Genomic DNA, 14,641 nt, shown 5'->3' on the forward strand with positions numbered 1-14,641 from the left:
CGCCCGCCCCGGTCAGCGCGGGCTGAGGTAATCAGCCGAGACATAGCCCGTCACCCCCGGCGCATCCGCCAGCGTCACCCGGCACCAGCGCTGCCCCAATTCGGTCACGCAATCCTGCTGCGTCAAGGCGGTGCCATCGGGCAGGCCCATGATGACCGTGAACCCCAGCCCCGGCCCTGCCCGCAGTTTGAGCATATCATCAGGCCCGGCCCCCGCGACAACCACATTGCCGCCGCTGCATCCGGCGACCAATATCAGGGCGGTAACGGCAAGAACGCATATCCGGTGCATCAGCTGACCTTTGCTTGGTGGCGGTTATCTGGTGTTATCGCATCCGCCTTGGCGCGGGTGAAGCCCAAAACGCGCGCCCCGCGTGATTACCAGCGCAGCAGCCAGCGGCCCGATACGGCCCCCAGCAGCGCAACCGACAAAATCGCCGCCCCATAAGCGGGCAGCACGAAAAGCACGGCATCCTGATTGCAGTAAAATGAATAGAGCGCCGCCGCAGCCCCGCCTGCGGCCAGCCCCGCCAGCGCGCCCGCCAGCTGCGGCCGCAGCACCGCCCCGGCGCGCAGCGACCACAAAAGCGCCGCCAGCAATGGCAGGCCCAGCATCGGCACGCTGATCAGGCAGACCCACAGGCTGGGGATCGCCAGCGCCTCGGGCAGCGCGGCCAGCCCCAGGCGGTGCAGATGAAAGGCAAAGACCGCCAGCAGCGATGCTGCAAAGACCCCCAGCAGCGCCCAGCGCCAGCCCGCCGTCATCCCCGGACGGGCCAGGCGGATCACCACACCAAAGGCCAGCCCCGCCAGCGCCGCCGGCAGGATCGTTTTCAGCACCGGCACAGACCCCAGCGCCGTGCCGATATCCGCGCGCATCCCCCACAAAGCACCAAAAGCCACCAGGCAGATCGCCAGCGCCACGGGCAGCGCGCGCACCAGCCGCGCCGCGATGCCGGGCTGGCGCAAAGTATCGGCGGCAAGTGCCGCGATCAGCGCGTCGGTCTTCATTCGATCATCCTTTCACGCAATTGCGCCAGCGCCCGCAGCCCCCGGTGCAAGGCCACCCGCACAGCGCCTTCGCTCATGCCCAGACGCGCCGCCGTCTCGGCCGTGGTTTCCCCGCGCAGGCCAAAGCCGCGCAGGATATCTGCCGCGCGCGGCTCTAGCGCGCCCAACAGCTTTTCCATATCGCGCCCCGCCATCGGGTCCGGCCCCTGCGGCGCGGCAAGCCCCTGCGCGAAATCCTCGATCGCAACCTCGACACGGCGGCCACGGGCGCGGAAAGCATCCACCACCTTGTGCCGGGCGATGGCATAAAGCCAAGGGCGCAGCGGCGCGGTTTCGACCCATGTATGCCGCTTGGTATGGATGGCCAACAGCACATCCTGGACCACATCCTCGCAGGTCTCTGGCCCAAGCCCCGCCCCCCGCGCCTGCACAACGCGGCGCAAAACCGGCGTGATCGCCTGCAACAGATGGCGGTAAGCCACCGTATCACCGGCATTGGCGGCGCGCATCAGATCATCCCAAGGGGCGTTTTTGTCCAAGTCATGATCCCTGTTCGTCCCGCCTGCGGCAAATGTTACAGCCATGCGCCGCCGCTTGCCCAGAAACAAATGGCTGGGCTTTCAGCGGTTCACATGGACGTGAGCGGCGTAACACAGGGCCGCAATGGCGCGAATTGCTTTGCGGGACTGCATTGGCGCAGCCCATCAACAGGAGTGATCTTCATGACGACCAAAACGCTTTCGCTTTCTCTTGCTGCTTCGCTGGCCTCGGCGCTGACCCTGTCCGCCGGAGCCGTCAACGCACAACAAGCCACGATGGAAAAATGCTTTGGCATCTCGCTGGCCGGGGCCAATGATTGCGCCGCCGGTCCTGGCACCACATGCGCGGGCACATCCACCGTCGATTACCAGGGCAACGCCTGGACGCTGGTCGCCACCGGCACCTGCACCGAGATCACCTTGCCCGCCATGGCCGATGGATCCGCGCGCATGGGCGCGCTGCAGGAACTGGACCGCGATCTGCCCCCGGCATGATCTGCCCTCACCTGATCTGAACGCAGGGGCGGGGATATCGCCCCGCCCTGTTATCGAAAGGATTTTGTCATGCCCGCATTGCCCCGCAGGCCCGGATTGGGGTTCAAACCGCAGCATTTCGCGCAGATGATGGCCACCGACGCCATCGGTTTCATCGAGGTTCATGCCGAGAATTACATGGGCGATGGCGGCGCGCCCCATGCGATGCTGGCCGCCTTGCGTGACCGCCATGCCCTGTCCATACACGGGATCGGCCTGTCGATCGGCAGCGCGCAGGGGCTGGACCGCGCCCATCTTGCACGGCTGCGCGCCTTGATCGCGCGTTATCAACCGCATAGCTTTTCGGAACATCTGGCCTGGTCCAGCCATGGTGCGGCCTGGCTCAACGATCTTTTGCCCCTGCCCTATACGCCCCAAAGCCTGGCCACGATCTGCGCCCATGTGGATCAGGTGCAGGACAGCCTGGGCCGCCAGATGCTGCTGGAAAACCCCGCCACCTATGTGACCTTCGCCAGCTCGACCCTGTCCGAGACCGATTTTCTGACCGAATTGGTGCGCCGCACCGGCTGTGGGCTGCTGCTTGATATCAACAATGTCTTTGTCTCTGCCACCAATCACCGCTTTGATGCGCGTGCCTATCTGGACGATTTTCCACTCTTTGCCGTGGGTGAAATCCACCTGGCCGGGCATGATAGCGAAGATTTGCCATCCGGTCCGCTGCTGATCGACAGCCATGGCGCGCCCGTGGCCGCGCCTGTCTGGGCGCTTTATGCGCAGGTGCTGGCCCGCACCGGCCCTTTGCCCACGCTGATCGAATGGGACAATGACCTGCCCGATTTCGCCACCCTGTTGGCCGAGGCCAACCGCGCGCAGGCGATCTTGCAGGATGCGCAAAGGCAGCAGACCAATGCAGCCTGACAGCCACGGCGCCCTGCAAGCGGCGTTTGAGGCCGCCTTGTGGCAGCCGGACCCGCCTGCCGGGCTGCGCGCACCGGTGATGGACGACCTGGCGCAGCGTTTCGCGGTTTACCGCAACAATGTGCAGCACAGCCTGACGCGCGCACTGGCCGCGCGGTTCATCGTGGTGGAACACTTGGTCGGCCCCGCGTTCTTTGCCGCGATGGCGCGGGTCCATATCGCGCAGAACCCGCCGCAAAGTCCTGTTTTGCTGGCTTGGGGGGGCGATTTTGCGGATTTTCTGGATGGCTTTGCCCCGGTCGCGCATCTGCCGTTTCTGGGCGATGTGGCGCGGCTGGAATATGCGCGCGGCCTTGCCTATCACGCCGCGGATGCGCTGCCGCTTGACGCAGAGGCGCTGGCCGTCACCCCGCCCGAGACCTTGCAGCTGGCGCTGCATCCTTCGGTGCAGCTGTTCACATCGGCGCATCCTGCGCTGCAAATCTGGCAGGCCCATCAGCCCGGCGCGGCGCGCGGCGCGCTGCGCGCCGGACCCGACCATGCGCTGATCGCGCGCGCGCCGGATTTCAGCATCCTGACCACCGCGCTGGACCCGGGCACAAATGCTGTCCTGCGCGCCTTGGCGGCCGGCGAGACATTGGCCACCGCCGCGCGCCATGCTGACCCGACGGCCGCGCTGACCCTGCTTTTGCGCCACGGTCTGATCACCGCAATCACCACAGGAGTATCCTCATGACCCTCATCACAGCCCTGCGCGACCGCATCGGGCAGATCAATGCGCTGGCCGATCATCTGCCCCAGGATGCCGTGGCTTTGGCCGCACGGCTGTTTCCGGCTGTTGTTTTCTGGCAATCGGCGCGCACCAAGGTCGATGGAATCACGATCAAGGAATCGACCTATTTTTTGTTCGAACAGGTCTATGCGCTGCCCCTGATCGCGCCCGCAACCGCCGCCCAGCTGGCGACATTGGCCGAACATCTGCTGCCGCTGCTGCTGGTGTTTGGGCTTTTTGCGCGGCTTGGCGCGCTGGGGCTGCTGGTGATGACGGCGGTGATCCAGATTTTCGTCTTTCCGGCGGCCTGGGTGACGCATGGGCTCTGGGCGGCGGCGCTGCTGGTGGTGCTGGCGCAGGGGCCGGGGCGGCTGTCGCTGGATCACCTGCTGGGGCTGGATCATGGCCGCGCGCGGCCCAAGCCGCTGTCCTAAGGTCAAGGCCTGGGACATTTTTGCGCCAGCGCCGCCAAGGGATTGACACCCAAAGGTTGTTGTTGCCTATCGTAAAACCTTAACCACGTTCAGGATGGGTGGCGGTGGATGGCGATCGAGCAAAGGGGCGGATATCAGGCAGTGCATGGAAGCGCGGCCAGACCCTCTGACAGGTTCCGTGGCGAGATCCGGCTGCTGGCGCTGGCGGCGCTGCTGATCTGGCTCGTTCTGGGGCTGGTCGTGGTGATGATGGGCAAAAAGGAATGGGACGGGATCACATCGACCGTGCAATCCAATGCGACCACCGTCGCCCGGCTGCTGGCGGTGCAATCGGACCAATTGCTGCTGACGGCGGATGTGACGCGCGATCACGCCGCGCGCGTGCTGGGCGATGCGGGGCCATTCATCGCGGACCGCGCCGCACAACAGGCGCTGGCGCAGATGATCACCCGCAGCCAGACCATCGTGTCGATCTGGGTCGGCGACGCGCGCGGCGATGCCGTGCTGACAACGCGCGAATACCCCACGCCGGACCTGAATGCCGCCAGCCGCGACTATTTTACCACCGTGCGCGATGATCCGACACGGCTGTTCGTCGGCAATCTGATCGATAGCCAATATCCGGCCGAGGCTTTGCTGATCAACACCAGCCGCCGCCTGTCGCATCCTGACGGGACGATGCGGGGGTTCATCCAGATCTCGCTTGATCCGGCGACGATCAGCCAGACCTTCCAGCATGTCGAAATCGGGTTTGATGCGGCGCTGTGGTGGATCGGTCCCAATGGGCGGGCCTTGATCCGCGACCCTGCCCTGCCCCCCCAAGAGCTTGACGCGCGCATGCCCCCCGGTGCCCGTGATTGGCCGCGCAATTGGCCGGGTGACGGCGGCCCTGGTCCGGCCGAGGCGCTGACCGGACAATCCGGCATCGACGGCACCGAACGGCTGTTTTTCTGGAGCGATGCCCCCCTTTACGGCAGCCGCATCATCGTGGGCGTGTCACGCGCGGCGATGGTGGACCGCTGGATGGTGCAGATGATCTGGGCCACGGCGCTGGCCTTTGCGGTGGGTCTGGCGGGGATGGCCATTCTGTGGCTGCTTTATCGCTCGCGCCAGCGCGGTGCGATCTATGCGGCGCAGCTGGAAAATGACGTGCGCGACCGGACCCAGGCGCTGGCGCTGGCGATCGCGCAAAAAGACGTGGTGATGCAGGAATTGAGCCACCGGGTCCGCAACGCCTTTGCGACGATCCTGGCGCTGACCCGGCTGATGCTGCGCTCTAGCGACACGCTGGACAGGCTGCGCCACGATTTCCCGCCCCGGCTCGAAGCATTGGCGCGCAGCCATCTGGTGCTGGTCGATGCACAGGTGCGCGACAATGCGCAGATCAATGATCTGGTGCAGGCCTCGCTGGCGCCCTATGAAAACGACGAGACGCGGGTCGTGCTGACAGGTCCGGCGGTGGAATTATCGGCAAATGCGACGCTGGGGGTCGGGTTGATCCTGCATGAGCTGGTCACCAATGCCGTCAAATACGGCAGCCTTTCGGTGCCGGGGGGCACGATCAGCGTGCAATGGCAGGCGCAGCCCGAGGCGATCCAGCTGATCTGGCAGGAATCCGGTGGCCCTGCCGTCACCCCCCCGTCAGAGCGCGGATCAGGCTCGATGATCATCGACCGCGCGGCGTCTTTGTTCGGCGGGATCTTCACGCGCGATTTCGCCACGGATGGCGTGCGCGCGGAACTGACGATCCCTGTCGCATGACCCGCAAACCGCCGCCCCGATGACCAGCTGGCTGCATCAGGACCGGCTAGAGGCCGTGCTGGCCGCGATCAGCGCCAGCGGCGCGCGGCGCGTGCTGGATCTGGGCTGTGGCGACGGCGATCTGTTCGTGCATCTGGCCGCGATGCCGGCGCTGAATGCCGTGGTCGGGATCGATATCTGCAACGCCTCGCTTGACCGGCTGCGCGCGCGATTGGCCCGGATGAAGGTGACCGCCGCCAAGATCGATCTGCGCCACGGGTCGATGACCGAGCCCGCCGCCGATCTGGCAGGTTATGATTGCGCGGTGCTGCTAGAGACGATCGAACATATCGACCCCGATCAATTGTCGCGGCTGGAACGCGCGCTGTTCACGGTGTTGCGCGCGCAGACGATCATCATCACGACACCCAATGCGGAATTCAATCCGCTATTGGGCGTGCCAGCGCATCGGATGCGCCACCCCGACCACCGTTTCGAATGGGACCGCCGCCGGTTTCGCACATGGTGCGCGCGTGCGGCCAAGGCGGCGGGCTATGCCGCCACCTTTCACGATATCGCCGGTGCGCATCCCACGCTGGGCGGCGCAAGCCAGATGGCGGTCTTTACCCGGCCCGCAGGCTAGGCCAGCGCGGCGCGCACCGCCTCTGCCAGCGGGGTGGTCGGCCTGCCGATCAGCTGACGCAGGCTGCCAGAGCGATCGGCCAGCCAGCCATCGCCGGCTTTTTGATCCACATCGACCAGCAAAGCCGCGAAACCCGCAGGCAGGCCGATGCTTTGCAAAATGCCCTGATACACATCGCCGGGCAGATCGTTATAGGGGATGGTCTTGCCGGTCTGGCGCGACACTTCGGCGGCGATATCGGCCAGCGTGATCGCGGCATCACCGCCCAGCTCATAGACCTGTCCGGCATGGGCCTCATCCGCCGCGACCACCGCCAGCGCCTGCGCATAATCGGCGCGGGTGGCGGGGGTAAAGCAGGCCTCGCCCGCAGCGCCGATCATGGCGCCCGCGCTGATCGCCGCATCCAGCGTGCCGGTCCAGTTTTCGGTATACCAGCCATTGCGCAGGATCGTGGCGGTCAGGCCTGCGTCCTTGATCGCAGCCTCGGTCGCGCGGTGATCGCAGGCGATCAGCAGCGGCGAGCGATCGGCCTGCAGGATCGAGGTATAGACGATCCGGCCCACGCCCGCCGCCTTGGCCGCGTTGATGACATTGCGGTGCTGGCCGACGCGGTCGTTGAAATCGCTCGATGAAATCAGCACCAGCACATCGACGTCTTGCAACGCAGCCCCCATCCCCTGCGGTGCGGTATAGTCAAAGGCGCGCGCGGCAAAGCCAAGATCCGTCGCTTTGCCCAGATCGCGGACAAGGGCTGTAATCTGGGCAGGATCGACAAGCGTTTTGAGATGGGCAAGCGCCAAGCCGCCCAATTGGCCGGTGGCACCGGTGATGGCGATGGTCATGAAAGGCTCCGTTCGTTGATGTTGACGGGGCAGAGATAAAGGGATACGCACGAAAAGGAAGTACACACATTTTTGTAAGTATCAAAAACATGGCAGAAGACCTGATCCCCGATGTTTTGAACGCCCGCTGCCCGTCGCGTGCGGTGCTGAACCATGTGACCAGCCGCTGGGGCCTGCTGATCCTGATCGCCTTGCAGGACGGCACTTTGCGGTTCAGCGCGCTGCGCCGCCGGATCGGGGGCGTGTCCGAACGGATGCTGGCGCAATCTTTGCGGCTGCTCGAAGATGACGGCTTTGTCCGGCGCAGGGCGCATCCGGTGGTGCCGCCGCATGTCGATTACACCCTGACGCCACTGGGGTGCGAGGTGGCGGCAAAGGTGCATGCCTTGGCCAAGCTGATCGAGACCAATCTGGGGCAGATCATCGCCCAGCGCAAAAGCTGAGCACCTGCGCTGCGGTTGAAACTTGGGCATTGATCAGCGCATAAGCAGCAAAGCAGCGACAGAACAGGCAGGACAGCATGACCAGAACAGCCATCATCACGGGCGGATTATCAGGCATGGGGCTGGCCACCGCGCGCCGGCTGCATGCGCAGGGCGTAACAGTCTGTATCGGCGCAAGACGCGGCGCGGATGAGGCCGCGATCAAGGCCCTGCACAAGGCCATCGGTGCGCCGGTGATGACAGGCGCGCTGGATGTGCGGTCCACCGACAGCGTGGCGGCGTTCGTCGCGGCGGTCGAGGCCGCGCATGGCAAGGTCGATATCCTGATCAATACCGCAGGCGTCTATGAAGAAGCACCGGTGATCGACCATCCTGACGCCATGTGGGATGCCACGATCGACACCAATCTGACCGGCACGTTCAAGATGATCCGCGCCGTGCTGCCCGGCATGAAGGCGCGGCACTGGGGGCGGATCGTCAATCTTGCCTCGGTCGCGGCCCATCAGGGCATGGCGAATAACGCGGCCTATTGCGCGTCAAAGGCGGGGCTCTTGGGCTTGGGCCGCTGCGTCAGCCTGGAAGGCGCGGCCTATGGCGTCACCTGCGTCAGCATCAGCCCGACATGGGTCGAGACCGAAATGCTGCGCCAGTTCATCGATCAGGAAATCGCCGATACCGGTGCAGACCGCGCCGCCGTGCGCGCCAAATACGAGGCCTCTAACCCCCAAGGCGCGCTGGTCCAACCAGATGAAATCGCCGATCTGATCGCCTTTCTGGTCAGCGATGCGGGCCGCGCGATCACGATGGAGGATATTCAGGTCAATGCCGGGTCTTTGTGGTGACGCGCCGCCGCGCCCAGCCGTGCCTGGATCAGCGCGGCAGGGTCTGACAGCGCTTGGCATGGCAGGCCGCTGATCTGCATCCACATCGCCTGCGCGGCACCATGATCCAGCGTTGCGCGGGCGTGCAGCACTGACAGATCACTGGCGATCAAGGCGCGCTCGGCCTCGGACAAGGGCGCATCACGCAGCCAATCCGCGACGGGCAAGGCCGTCATGCCCTGCGGCGGGCTGGTATAGATATCGGGGGTCAGGTTGTAATAGGCCAGCCCCGCTGGCGCGCGCAGCCCTGCCAGAAACTGTGCGGCGGCAGCCACATCGATCATCCGGAACGTCAGCCCCTCTGGCACAGCTTGCATCCGCGCGCAGGCCGCCATGATGATTTCATAGATATCATTGGGGTTCGGCGCATGCAGGTCATAAAGCGAGGGCAGCCGCACGATGGCCGCCGGCACGCCTGATGCCGCGATCTGCGCCTCGGCGGCGATCTTGGCCGCGCCATAGCCGGAACATTGCGGGTAGATGGTGGTGGCCGCTTCGGGATAGCGGCCGCCCTGATCGGGGAAAACCGCCGATGAGGATGAAAACCGCAGATCGGCCCCGGCCTCCTGGCAGAATTGCACGATTGTGGCGATGCCCGCCTTTGACCAGCTTTCCATATGGTCGCGATCCACCGCCAGATTGACCATCGCCGCGCAATGGATCACCTGCCGGGTACTGTTGGCCAAGGCGGCGTAATCGGCATCGCACAGCCCAAAACGCGGCGCGTCAATGCCCGCAGGCACCAGCACCAGCCGCGCAGGATCGACGCCCTGCGCAGCGGCGATAGCATGCAGCCGGTCCAGCGGGTCGCGGCGTTTGGGGCGGATCAGGCAATAGATCACCTCGTCCTGCGGCAAGATCTGGGCCGCCGCCGCCAGCACGCGGCTGCCCAGAAACCCCGTCGCCCCCGTCAGCAACAGACCGGGGCGGTCGAACCGGCCCTGCGCCTGGATCTTGGGGGCCGTGTCGGACAAAAGGGCATGCAAACGGCCCAGAGGCACGTTCAGCGCGAAATCGAAATCGACCGCGCGGCCGTAATGCTGTTCCAGCGCCAGCAGAAAGGTCACCGCCATCAGCGAATCGCCGCCCTGGTCATGAAATGACAGATCCGGGTCAAGCGCCGCTGTCTCGCAGCCCATCACCAAGGCCGCCTGCGCCATGCTCGCCCGTGGATCGGCCCCGCCCGCATCCTGCGTCACAAGGCCGGTAATCGGCGGCAAGGCCTTGTAATCATATTTGCCCGACACCGGATGCAGCGGCATCGCCTCCAGCCGCACCAGATAGGCAGGCACGCAATAGGCGGGCAATTCCGCGCGCAAAGCCTGCGACAGCCCCGCAGGCATCCGCACCTGCCCTGCGCCGATCCCCCAGCGCGCGCGGTTCGCCGCAGATTGGTCAGCATCAGCGCAATAATAGAACACCAGCGCCTTGCCCTGCCCCGGCACATCCTGCACCCAAGGCAAAGCCGAGGCGCAATCCACAAAGCCGCGCAAGGAGTCTGTCAGCTCGCGCGTCTGGATCGAATGACCCCGCAGTTTGAGCATATGCGCCACGCGACCCATGACATGGATCATGCCATCCGCCGTCACATAGCCTTGGTCGCCGGTGTCATAAAGCCGCGTCGCCTGCCCCGCGATGGTCACTGCGCGAAACCGCAGCGCGGTTTCCTCGGGCCGGTTGACATAGCCGGGGCCCAGCATCCGCGCGCCTTCGAAATGCAGCAGGCCGGGGGTGCCGGGCGGGCAAGGCTGGTCGTGATCATCCAGCACCACGGCGCGCAGATAGGGCATGGCCCTGCCCACGGCACCGGCGTTGCGCGGGTCGGACTGGCCCGATACCTGCGTCATGCAGATATCATGCGTTTCGCAGATTGAATAAAGATTCCATAATGTTGCATCCGCAAGCTTGGCTTGCGCCGCCGTGATCAGCGCGTCAGTGACCACCTCGCCGTTCAGGATCACGCGGCGCAGGGCCAGACCGGCGGCCGCCTTGGCCGTCCAGCCTTGCAGCATCTTGTCAAAGGCCGAAGGGGTGAACAGCATCTCGGTCACGCGGTGGCGGATCAGGAAGGCCAGCAGCGCCTCGGGGTTCATCAATTCGGCAAAGCGCGGGATGCAAAGCTGCGCGCCATCGCGCAAAGGCCGGAACATTTCCCAGATCGCGAAAATATAGATGCCGACGATCTGGTCCGGCCCATAAGGCGTATAGGCGTCGCGCCACAGATAGGACAGATAGGCCGCATCCTGCGTGACGGGGATGCATTTGGGCTTGCCCGTCGTGCCCGAGGTCGCGACCAGATAGATGATGTCATCGGGCGCCACATCGGCGGCGCGGATCGGCGCGGGCGGCGCATCGGCAAAGCCCGCGATGACCTGCGCCACATCAATGTTTCGGATATGCGCGGGCAGCTGGGCTGGACCGGCAGGCTCTGCCAGCAGCACCAGATCGATGCCAAGTTCCGACAGGATGTTGCCCAGCACCTCTTGCGGCATGGCCGGGTCCAGATGCACGAAAGGCCGCCCCAGCACGACGCAGGCCGTGACCGCCGCCCCGAACAGGGTGCCGGGTTTGCCAAAGACCGCGACCGGCCCGTCAGGCAGATGCGCGCCAATCCGCTGGATGCAATCGGCCAGCTGGCCATAGGTCAGCGATAGATCGGCATCGGTGATCGCCTTGCGCGCGCCATGCGTCTGCAAGGCAAGGGCAAGCTGCGCAGGCACGGTCGTTATCGGCTTTTCATGCATCAAAAACGCCTCTTTCCCTGCCATTTGCGACGATGCCCCGGTATCGGGCCAGCGCTGCGGAAGGTCAAGTCACGTTCAGCTGCGCTTGAGGGTCAAAAGCGCCAGCAAAGCGGCCAGCCCGATGGTGGCCGTCAGCCAGACCGCATTGACGCCCCAGCCTGTCAGCGCCGCGCCAAAGATCAGCGGTGCCGCCGCCTGGCTGATCCGCGCGGGCGCATTCAGCCAGCCCAGCCGCTGGCCGTAACCCGCCGCCCCGAACAGCGACAGCGGCAAGGTGCCTTTGGCGATGGTCATGATCCCGTTGCCCGCCCCGTGCAGCAGCGCAAAGACATAGGCCGCCGGTCCGCCGACAGAGATCAGCGCCACCGCCGCCACCGGATGCGCCGCCGCCGCCAGCCGGGTCGAAACCAGCGGATGAAACCGCTGCAACAGGCCGAATTCCAGCAGCCGCGCCGCGACTTGTGCCGGCCCGATCAGCGCGCCGGCCGCGATGGCGACAGCGGTGCTGGCCCCCGCCGCCTGCAACAGCCCCGGCAGATGCGCGGCCATGGCGGTGGCATTGAACCATGTCGCGGCAAAGACAAAGGCCAAAAGCCACAAAACGCGCCGCGATGGTGGCGGGCCTGCGGGTTCAGGCGTGGCGGGTTTGGGCAAGGATTCGCTGCCGCGCGGCAGCCAGGCGTTCAGCGGCAGCGCCAGGGTCAGATGGATCAGCGCCCAGCCCAGACAGGCCTCGCGCCAGCCCCATGTCGCCAGCATCAGCCCCGACAAGGGCCAGCCCACAGTGCTGGCAAAGCCCGCGATCAGCGTGATCCCGGTGATCGCGCCGCGCGCATCCTTGCCATAGATGCCCGCCAGCGTGGCGAAACCGGCCTCGTATAATCCGATCCCCATGCCGAACCCCACGACGGCCCAGCCAAGATAGAGCATCCCCGGCACCGGTGCCGCCGCCAGCAGGCATAGCCCCAGCGCAAAGATAAGGTTCGACAGCATCAGCACGCCGCGCCCGCCCTTGCCATCGATCCGCGCCCCCGCCCAAGGCCCGACAATGGCCGAAACCACCAGCGCCATCGAAAAGGCGCCAAAGACCCAGACCGGCGACACGCCAAAGCTGTCGGCCATCGGCACGGCCAGCACGGCGGGGATATAATAGCTGGACGCCCAGCCCACGGTCTGGGACGTGCCAAGCGCTGCAATGGTCAGGCCGCAGCTGCTGGCCGGCAATCTGGCAATCACCGGCTGACACCGACGCAACATTGCGCTGTCAGAAACCCGACCAGCCGGTTCATCGCCGCGAAATCAACATGGTTAAAGACCTCGCGCCCCTGCTTGTCCTGTACCACCAGCCCCGCATCGACCAAGCTCGACAGGTGATGCGCCAGCGTCGAGGGTGCAATGCCCAGATGATCACCAATCTCGCCGACGCGCAGACCGTCATGTCCGGCCTTCACCAGCAGGCGAAAGATCGACAGGCGGGCATCATGGCCAAGGGCCGCCAGCGCGCGGGCATGGGGATTCGTATCAACCATGCGGGCAACATACCTATAAAATTAGTTTTATAAATATTTTATTTCAGCAAGTCGCGATAGGGACAGACATCATCCGCGAATGGCACATGACGCTTGCGGAATGTGTGCCCTGCGACGATCTCGGGCTGGCTGATCCGGTCCATCCGGAAATGCCGAAATCCGTCGCGCGCCGGGTCCCAAGCGACCAGATACCACAGCGGTGTCAGGATCAGCACCGCCTGCGGTTCGACCTCGCGCGCGGTCTTCACACCCTGCGCGTCGCGGTACTGAAAGCGGAGTGGTGAGCGCTGCAAAAAGGCCGTCTCGAAAGCGGGCAGCACCGCGGGGGCAATCGGCCGCACATCCGACAGGTCCTGTTCCGGCGACAGTTTCCCGACATGCAGGCAATCCAGAAACCGGCGCAGGTCGCGCACCTTTTCGGGCGGCAGGGCCTTTTCGATCTTGGCAAGACCAGCATCGGCAAGGGCTGCAAAAGGCAGGTTTCCGTCAGCCCGCATGGCCGCGACGCTGATGAGCAGGGCGAACACTTCGGGCACAGACAGGCGCGGGCTGGTCTGGACCGAACTGGGATCAAGCTGCACACCGCCCCCCGGCCCGGCCTCGGCGTGAATGATGAAACCCTGCGCGCGCAAGGCGGCAAGGTCGCGCAGGATCGTGCGCCGTGACGCACCGACCATGCTGGCGAGCGCGCCGACAGTCAGCATCCCGTTGCGGCGCAAGCTGCGCACGATGGCGTCATGGCGAAGAACGATGGTCATGGTGCGATCATAGCATGATTGGTGACAAATTTTGGCACCATTTAACCCCAAAGAGGTGATGCAAATGTCAACAAAAGGAGAAACCGACAATGCAACGCATCGCTGTCAACCCGTGGGACTGGTCGCTCGCGCTAGGCTACTCTCAGGGCGAGATCGTCACCGGGATATCCCGCCACCTTGTCTGTGCAGGTCAGACGGCCGTGAACGCAACGGGTGCGCCACAACACGCAGGCGACATGCGGGGGCAGATCGGGCTGACGCTCGACAATCTGGAAAACGTGCTGGCCAAGGCAGGCATGGGTTTGGGCAATGTCATCCGCCTGAACGTTTACGCAACCGACGTCGATGCCGCCTTGCAGAACTTCGACCTGCTGGGCGCGCGCTTTGGCCCGACCGGAAACGCGCCGCCGATGACCCTGCTGGGTGTCACGCGCCTTGCGATCCCGACGCTCATGATCGAGATCGAGGCGACTGCCGCCGACTGACCGGCGCGACAGACCCTGCCATGCGCGCTTTCGCATGGCAGGGACTTCGTTCTCAGACCGCCTGCTTGCGCCGGACCAGCGATTGGACCGCATAGACAAGGATCGCCGCCCCCACAGCGCCCATCACCGCGATGCCGAGAAAGACGATCAGGTCCACCGGCCCGCCCAGATCGCGCATGGTCGAATTGGTGATCGCCAACACGAAAACGACAGCCGCCACCGCGCCAAAAGGCATAGCGATCTGCGCCACCAGAAACTTGCGCATCGACAAGGCGCGGTCGCGGATCAGCACATAAAGATAAAAGCCCGTGACCAGCGCCGCCGCCACGACCAAGGCCCAGAACAGGCCACGGCCGAACATTTCCTCGAAAACGGCGATCATCGTGCCGAATGTCAGTTCTTCCATTT

At 65.0% G+C, this 14,641-nt stretch carries 18 protein-coding genes; 9 read left to right on the forward strand and 9 right to left on the reverse strand.

Annotation, left to right across the window (positions count from 1 at the left end):
- Positions 1-12: 12 nt before the first annotated feature.
- The 3 genes from LOKVESSMR4R_RS09450 to LOKVESSMR4R_RS09460 all read right to left on the reverse strand — a co-directional run bounded on the left by LOKVESSMR4R_RS09450 (position 13) and on the right by LOKVESSMR4R_RS09460 (position 1,549).
- The gene (locus tag LOKVESSMR4R_RS09450) at positions 13-291 is read right to left on the reverse strand and encodes an SH3 domain-containing protein (RefSeq protein WP_087207841.1); all 279 of its coding nucleotides are present in this window, start codon (positions 289-291) and stop codon (positions 13-15) included.
- An 86-nt stretch (positions 292-377) separates the two neighbouring features.
- Entirely contained in the window at positions 378-1,010 is a 633-nt protein-coding gene (locus tag LOKVESSMR4R_RS09455; protein ID WP_087207843.1) for an NrsF family protein, read from the reverse strand.
- Positions 1,007-1,549 (reverse strand): sigma-70 family RNA polymerase sigma factor, encoded by a 543-nt coding sequence (locus LOKVESSMR4R_RS09460; RefSeq protein WP_237331947.1) that lies wholly within the window; start codon positions 1,547-1,549, stop codon positions 1,007-1,009. The genes LOKVESSMR4R_RS09455 and LOKVESSMR4R_RS09460 overlap by 4 nt, the downstream gene beginning before the upstream one ends.
- Positions 1,550-1,732: 183 nt before the next feature.
- Between LOKVESSMR4R_RS09460 and LOKVESSMR4R_RS09465 the strand changes: the two genes are divergently transcribed.
- From LOKVESSMR4R_RS09465 to LOKVESSMR4R_RS09490, 6 genes are all read left to right on the forward strand, one after another.
- The gene (locus LOKVESSMR4R_RS09465; protein WP_087212941.1) at positions 1,733-2,044 is read left to right on the forward strand and encodes a DUF2282 domain-containing protein; all 312 of its coding nucleotides are present in this window, start codon (positions 1,733-1,735) and stop codon (positions 2,042-2,044) included.
- A 69-nt stretch (positions 2,045-2,113) separates the two neighbouring features.
- Positions 2,114-2,962: a DUF692 domain-containing protein gene (locus tag LOKVESSMR4R_RS09470; protein ID WP_087207844.1), complete on the forward strand. Its 849-nt coding sequence runs from the start codon at positions 2,114-2,116 to the stop codon at positions 2,960-2,962.
- Complete coding sequence (locus LOKVESSMR4R_RS09475; protein ID WP_237331948.1) at positions 2,952-3,698, forward strand: DNA-binding domain-containing protein; 747 nt, start codon at positions 2,952-2,954, stop codon at positions 3,696-3,698. Before LOKVESSMR4R_RS09470 ends, LOKVESSMR4R_RS09475 begins: the two co-directional genes overlap by 11 nt.
- Entirely contained in the window at positions 3,695-4,168 is a 474-nt protein-coding gene (locus LOKVESSMR4R_RS09480; protein WP_087207848.1) for a DoxX family protein, read from the forward strand. The genes LOKVESSMR4R_RS09475 and LOKVESSMR4R_RS09480 overlap by 4 nt, the downstream gene beginning before the upstream one ends.
- 108 nt (positions 4,169-4,276) lie before the next feature.
- Entirely contained in the window at positions 4,277-5,929 is a 1,653-nt protein-coding gene (locus LOKVESSMR4R_RS09485; RefSeq protein ID WP_087207850.1) for an HWE histidine kinase domain-containing protein, read from the forward strand.
- Positions 5,930-5,948: 19 nt separating this feature from the next.
- Positions 5,949-6,551, forward strand: coding sequence for a methyltransferase domain-containing protein (locus LOKVESSMR4R_RS09490; protein WP_087207852.1), 603 nt, complete (start codon positions 5,949-5,951; stop codon positions 6,549-6,551).
- Here the strand turns inward: LOKVESSMR4R_RS09490 and LOKVESSMR4R_RS09495 are convergent.
- Entirely contained in the window at positions 6,548-7,393 is an 846-nt protein-coding gene (locus tag LOKVESSMR4R_RS09495; RefSeq protein ID WP_087207854.1) for an SDR family oxidoreductase, read from the reverse strand. The two genes, LOKVESSMR4R_RS09490 and LOKVESSMR4R_RS09495, sit on opposite strands and share 4 nt — an antisense overlap.
- 89 nt (positions 7,394-7,482) lie before the next feature.
- Here LOKVESSMR4R_RS09495 and LOKVESSMR4R_RS09500 point away from each other — a divergent pair, with 89 nt between their 5' ends.
- Together LOKVESSMR4R_RS09500 and LOKVESSMR4R_RS09505 are read left to right on the forward strand one after the other, a co-directional pair.
- Positions 7,483-7,836: a winged helix-turn-helix transcriptional regulator gene (locus LOKVESSMR4R_RS09500; RefSeq protein WP_087207856.1), complete on the forward strand. Its 354-nt coding sequence runs from the start codon at positions 7,483-7,485 to the stop codon at positions 7,834-7,836.
- A gap of 77 nt (positions 7,837-7,913) precedes the next feature.
- Entirely contained in the window at positions 7,914-8,678 is a 765-nt protein-coding gene (locus tag LOKVESSMR4R_RS09505; RefSeq protein ID WP_087207858.1) for an SDR family NAD(P)-dependent oxidoreductase, read from the forward strand.
- Here the strand turns inward: LOKVESSMR4R_RS09505 and LOKVESSMR4R_RS09510 are convergent.
- The 4 genes from LOKVESSMR4R_RS09510 to LOKVESSMR4R_RS09525 all read right to left on the reverse strand — a co-directional run bounded on the left by LOKVESSMR4R_RS09510 (position 8,651) and on the right by LOKVESSMR4R_RS09525 (position 13,748).
- Positions 8,651-11,461 carry an AMP-binding protein gene (locus tag LOKVESSMR4R_RS09510; RefSeq protein WP_087212946.1) on the reverse strand — a complete coding sequence of 937 codons (2,811 nt, stop codon included), beginning with the start codon at positions 11,459-11,461 and terminating at the stop codon, positions 8,651-8,653. The two genes, LOKVESSMR4R_RS09505 and LOKVESSMR4R_RS09510, sit on opposite strands and share 28 nt — an antisense overlap.
- Positions 11,462-11,536: 75 nt before the next feature.
- Complete coding sequence (locus LOKVESSMR4R_RS09515; protein WP_087207859.1) at positions 11,537-12,697, reverse strand: MFS transporter; 1,161 nt, start codon at positions 12,695-12,697, stop codon at positions 11,537-11,539.
- The gene (locus LOKVESSMR4R_RS09520; RefSeq protein WP_087207861.1) at positions 12,694-12,990 is read right to left on the reverse strand and encodes an ArsR/SmtB family transcription factor; all 297 of its coding nucleotides are present in this window, start codon (positions 12,988-12,990) and stop codon (positions 12,694-12,696) included. Before LOKVESSMR4R_RS09520 ends, LOKVESSMR4R_RS09515 begins: the two co-directional genes overlap by 4 nt.
- 38 nt (positions 12,991-13,028) lie before the next feature.
- Complete coding sequence (locus tag LOKVESSMR4R_RS09525) at positions 13,029-13,748, reverse strand: helix-turn-helix transcriptional regulator (RefSeq protein WP_087207862.1); 720 nt, start codon at positions 13,746-13,748, stop codon at positions 13,029-13,031.
- Between the two features lie 89 nt (positions 13,749-13,837).
- Here LOKVESSMR4R_RS09525 and LOKVESSMR4R_RS09530 point away from each other — a divergent pair, with 89 nt between their 5' ends.
- Positions 13,838-14,233 carry a RidA family protein gene (locus LOKVESSMR4R_RS09530; RefSeq protein ID WP_087207864.1) on the forward strand — a complete coding sequence of 132 codons (396 nt, stop codon included), beginning with the start codon at positions 13,838-13,840 and terminating at the stop codon, positions 14,231-14,233.
- A 52-nt stretch (positions 14,234-14,285) separates the two neighbouring features.
- On the opposite strand, the gene LOKVESSMR4R_RS09535 is transcribed toward LOKVESSMR4R_RS09530, so the two are convergent.
- Entirely contained in the window at positions 14,286-14,639 is a 354-nt protein-coding gene (locus LOKVESSMR4R_RS09535; protein ID WP_087207866.1) for a DUF5368 domain-containing protein, read from the reverse strand.
- Positions 14,640-14,641: the final 2 nt, after the last annotated feature.

It is taken from the genome of Yoonia vestfoldensis (assembly GCF_002158905.1).
GTDB classification, from domain to species: domain Bacteria; phylum Pseudomonadota; class Alphaproteobacteria; order Rhodobacterales; family Rhodobacteraceae; genus Yoonia; species Yoonia vestfoldensis_B.

Bases quoted from the DNA above. Each gene is read 5' to 3' on its own strand.
- LOKVESSMR4R_RS09450 (WP_087207841.1), bottom strand. From the start codon at position 291: ATGCACCGGATATGCGTTCTTGCCGTTACCGCCCTGATATTGGTCGCC.
- LOKVESSMR4R_RS09455 (WP_087207843.1), bottom strand. From the start codon at position 1,010: ATGAAGACCGACGCGCTGATCGCGGCACTTGCCGCCGATACTTTGCGC.
- LOKVESSMR4R_RS09465 (WP_087212941.1), top strand. From the start codon at position 1,733: ATGACGACCAAAACGCTTTCGCTTTCTCTTGCTGCTTCGCTGGCCTCG.
- LOKVESSMR4R_RS09470 (WP_087207844.1), top strand. From the start codon at position 2,114: ATGCCCGCATTGCCCCGCAGGCCCGGATTGGGGTTCAAACCGCAGCAT.
- LOKVESSMR4R_RS09475 (WP_237331948.1), top strand. From the start codon at position 2,952: ATGCAGCCTGACAGCCACGGCGCCCTGCAAGCGGCGTTTGAGGCCGCC.
- LOKVESSMR4R_RS09480 (WP_087207848.1), top strand. From the start codon at position 3,695: ATGACCCTCATCACAGCCCTGCGCGACCGCATCGGGCAGATCAATGCG.
- LOKVESSMR4R_RS09485 (WP_087207850.1), top strand. From the start codon at position 4,277: ATGGCGATCGAGCAAAGGGGCGGATATCAGGCAGTGCATGGAAGCGCG.
- LOKVESSMR4R_RS09490 (WP_087207852.1), top strand. From the start codon at position 5,949: ATGACCAGCTGGCTGCATCAGGACCGGCTAGAGGCCGTGCTGGCCGCG.
- LOKVESSMR4R_RS09495 (WP_087207854.1), bottom strand. From the start codon at position 7,393: ATGACCATCGCCATCACCGGTGCCACCGGCCAATTGGGCGGCTTGGCG.
- LOKVESSMR4R_RS09500 (WP_087207856.1), top strand. From the start codon at position 7,483: ATGGCAGAAGACCTGATCCCCGATGTTTTGAACGCCCGCTGCCCGTCG.
- LOKVESSMR4R_RS09505 (WP_087207858.1), top strand. From the start codon at position 7,914: ATGACCAGAACAGCCATCATCACGGGCGGATTATCAGGCATGGGGCTG.
- LOKVESSMR4R_RS09510 (WP_087212946.1), bottom strand. From the start codon at position 11,461: ATGCATGAAAAGCCGATAACGACCGTGCCTGCGCAGCTTGCCCTTGCC.
- LOKVESSMR4R_RS09520 (WP_087207861.1), bottom strand. From the start codon at position 12,990: ATGGTTGATACGAATCCCCATGCCCGCGCGCTGGCGGCCCTTGGCCAT.
- LOKVESSMR4R_RS09525 (WP_087207862.1), bottom strand. From the start codon at position 13,748: ATGACCATCGTTCTTCGCCATGACGCCATCGTGCGCAGCTTGCGCCGC.
- LOKVESSMR4R_RS09530 (WP_087207864.1), top strand. From the start codon at position 13,838: ATGCAACGCATCGCTGTCAACCCGTGGGACTGGTCGCTCGCGCTAGGC.
- LOKVESSMR4R_RS09535 (WP_087207866.1), bottom strand. From the start codon at position 14,639: ATGGAAGAACTGACATTCGGCACGATGATCGCCGTTTTCGAGGAAATG.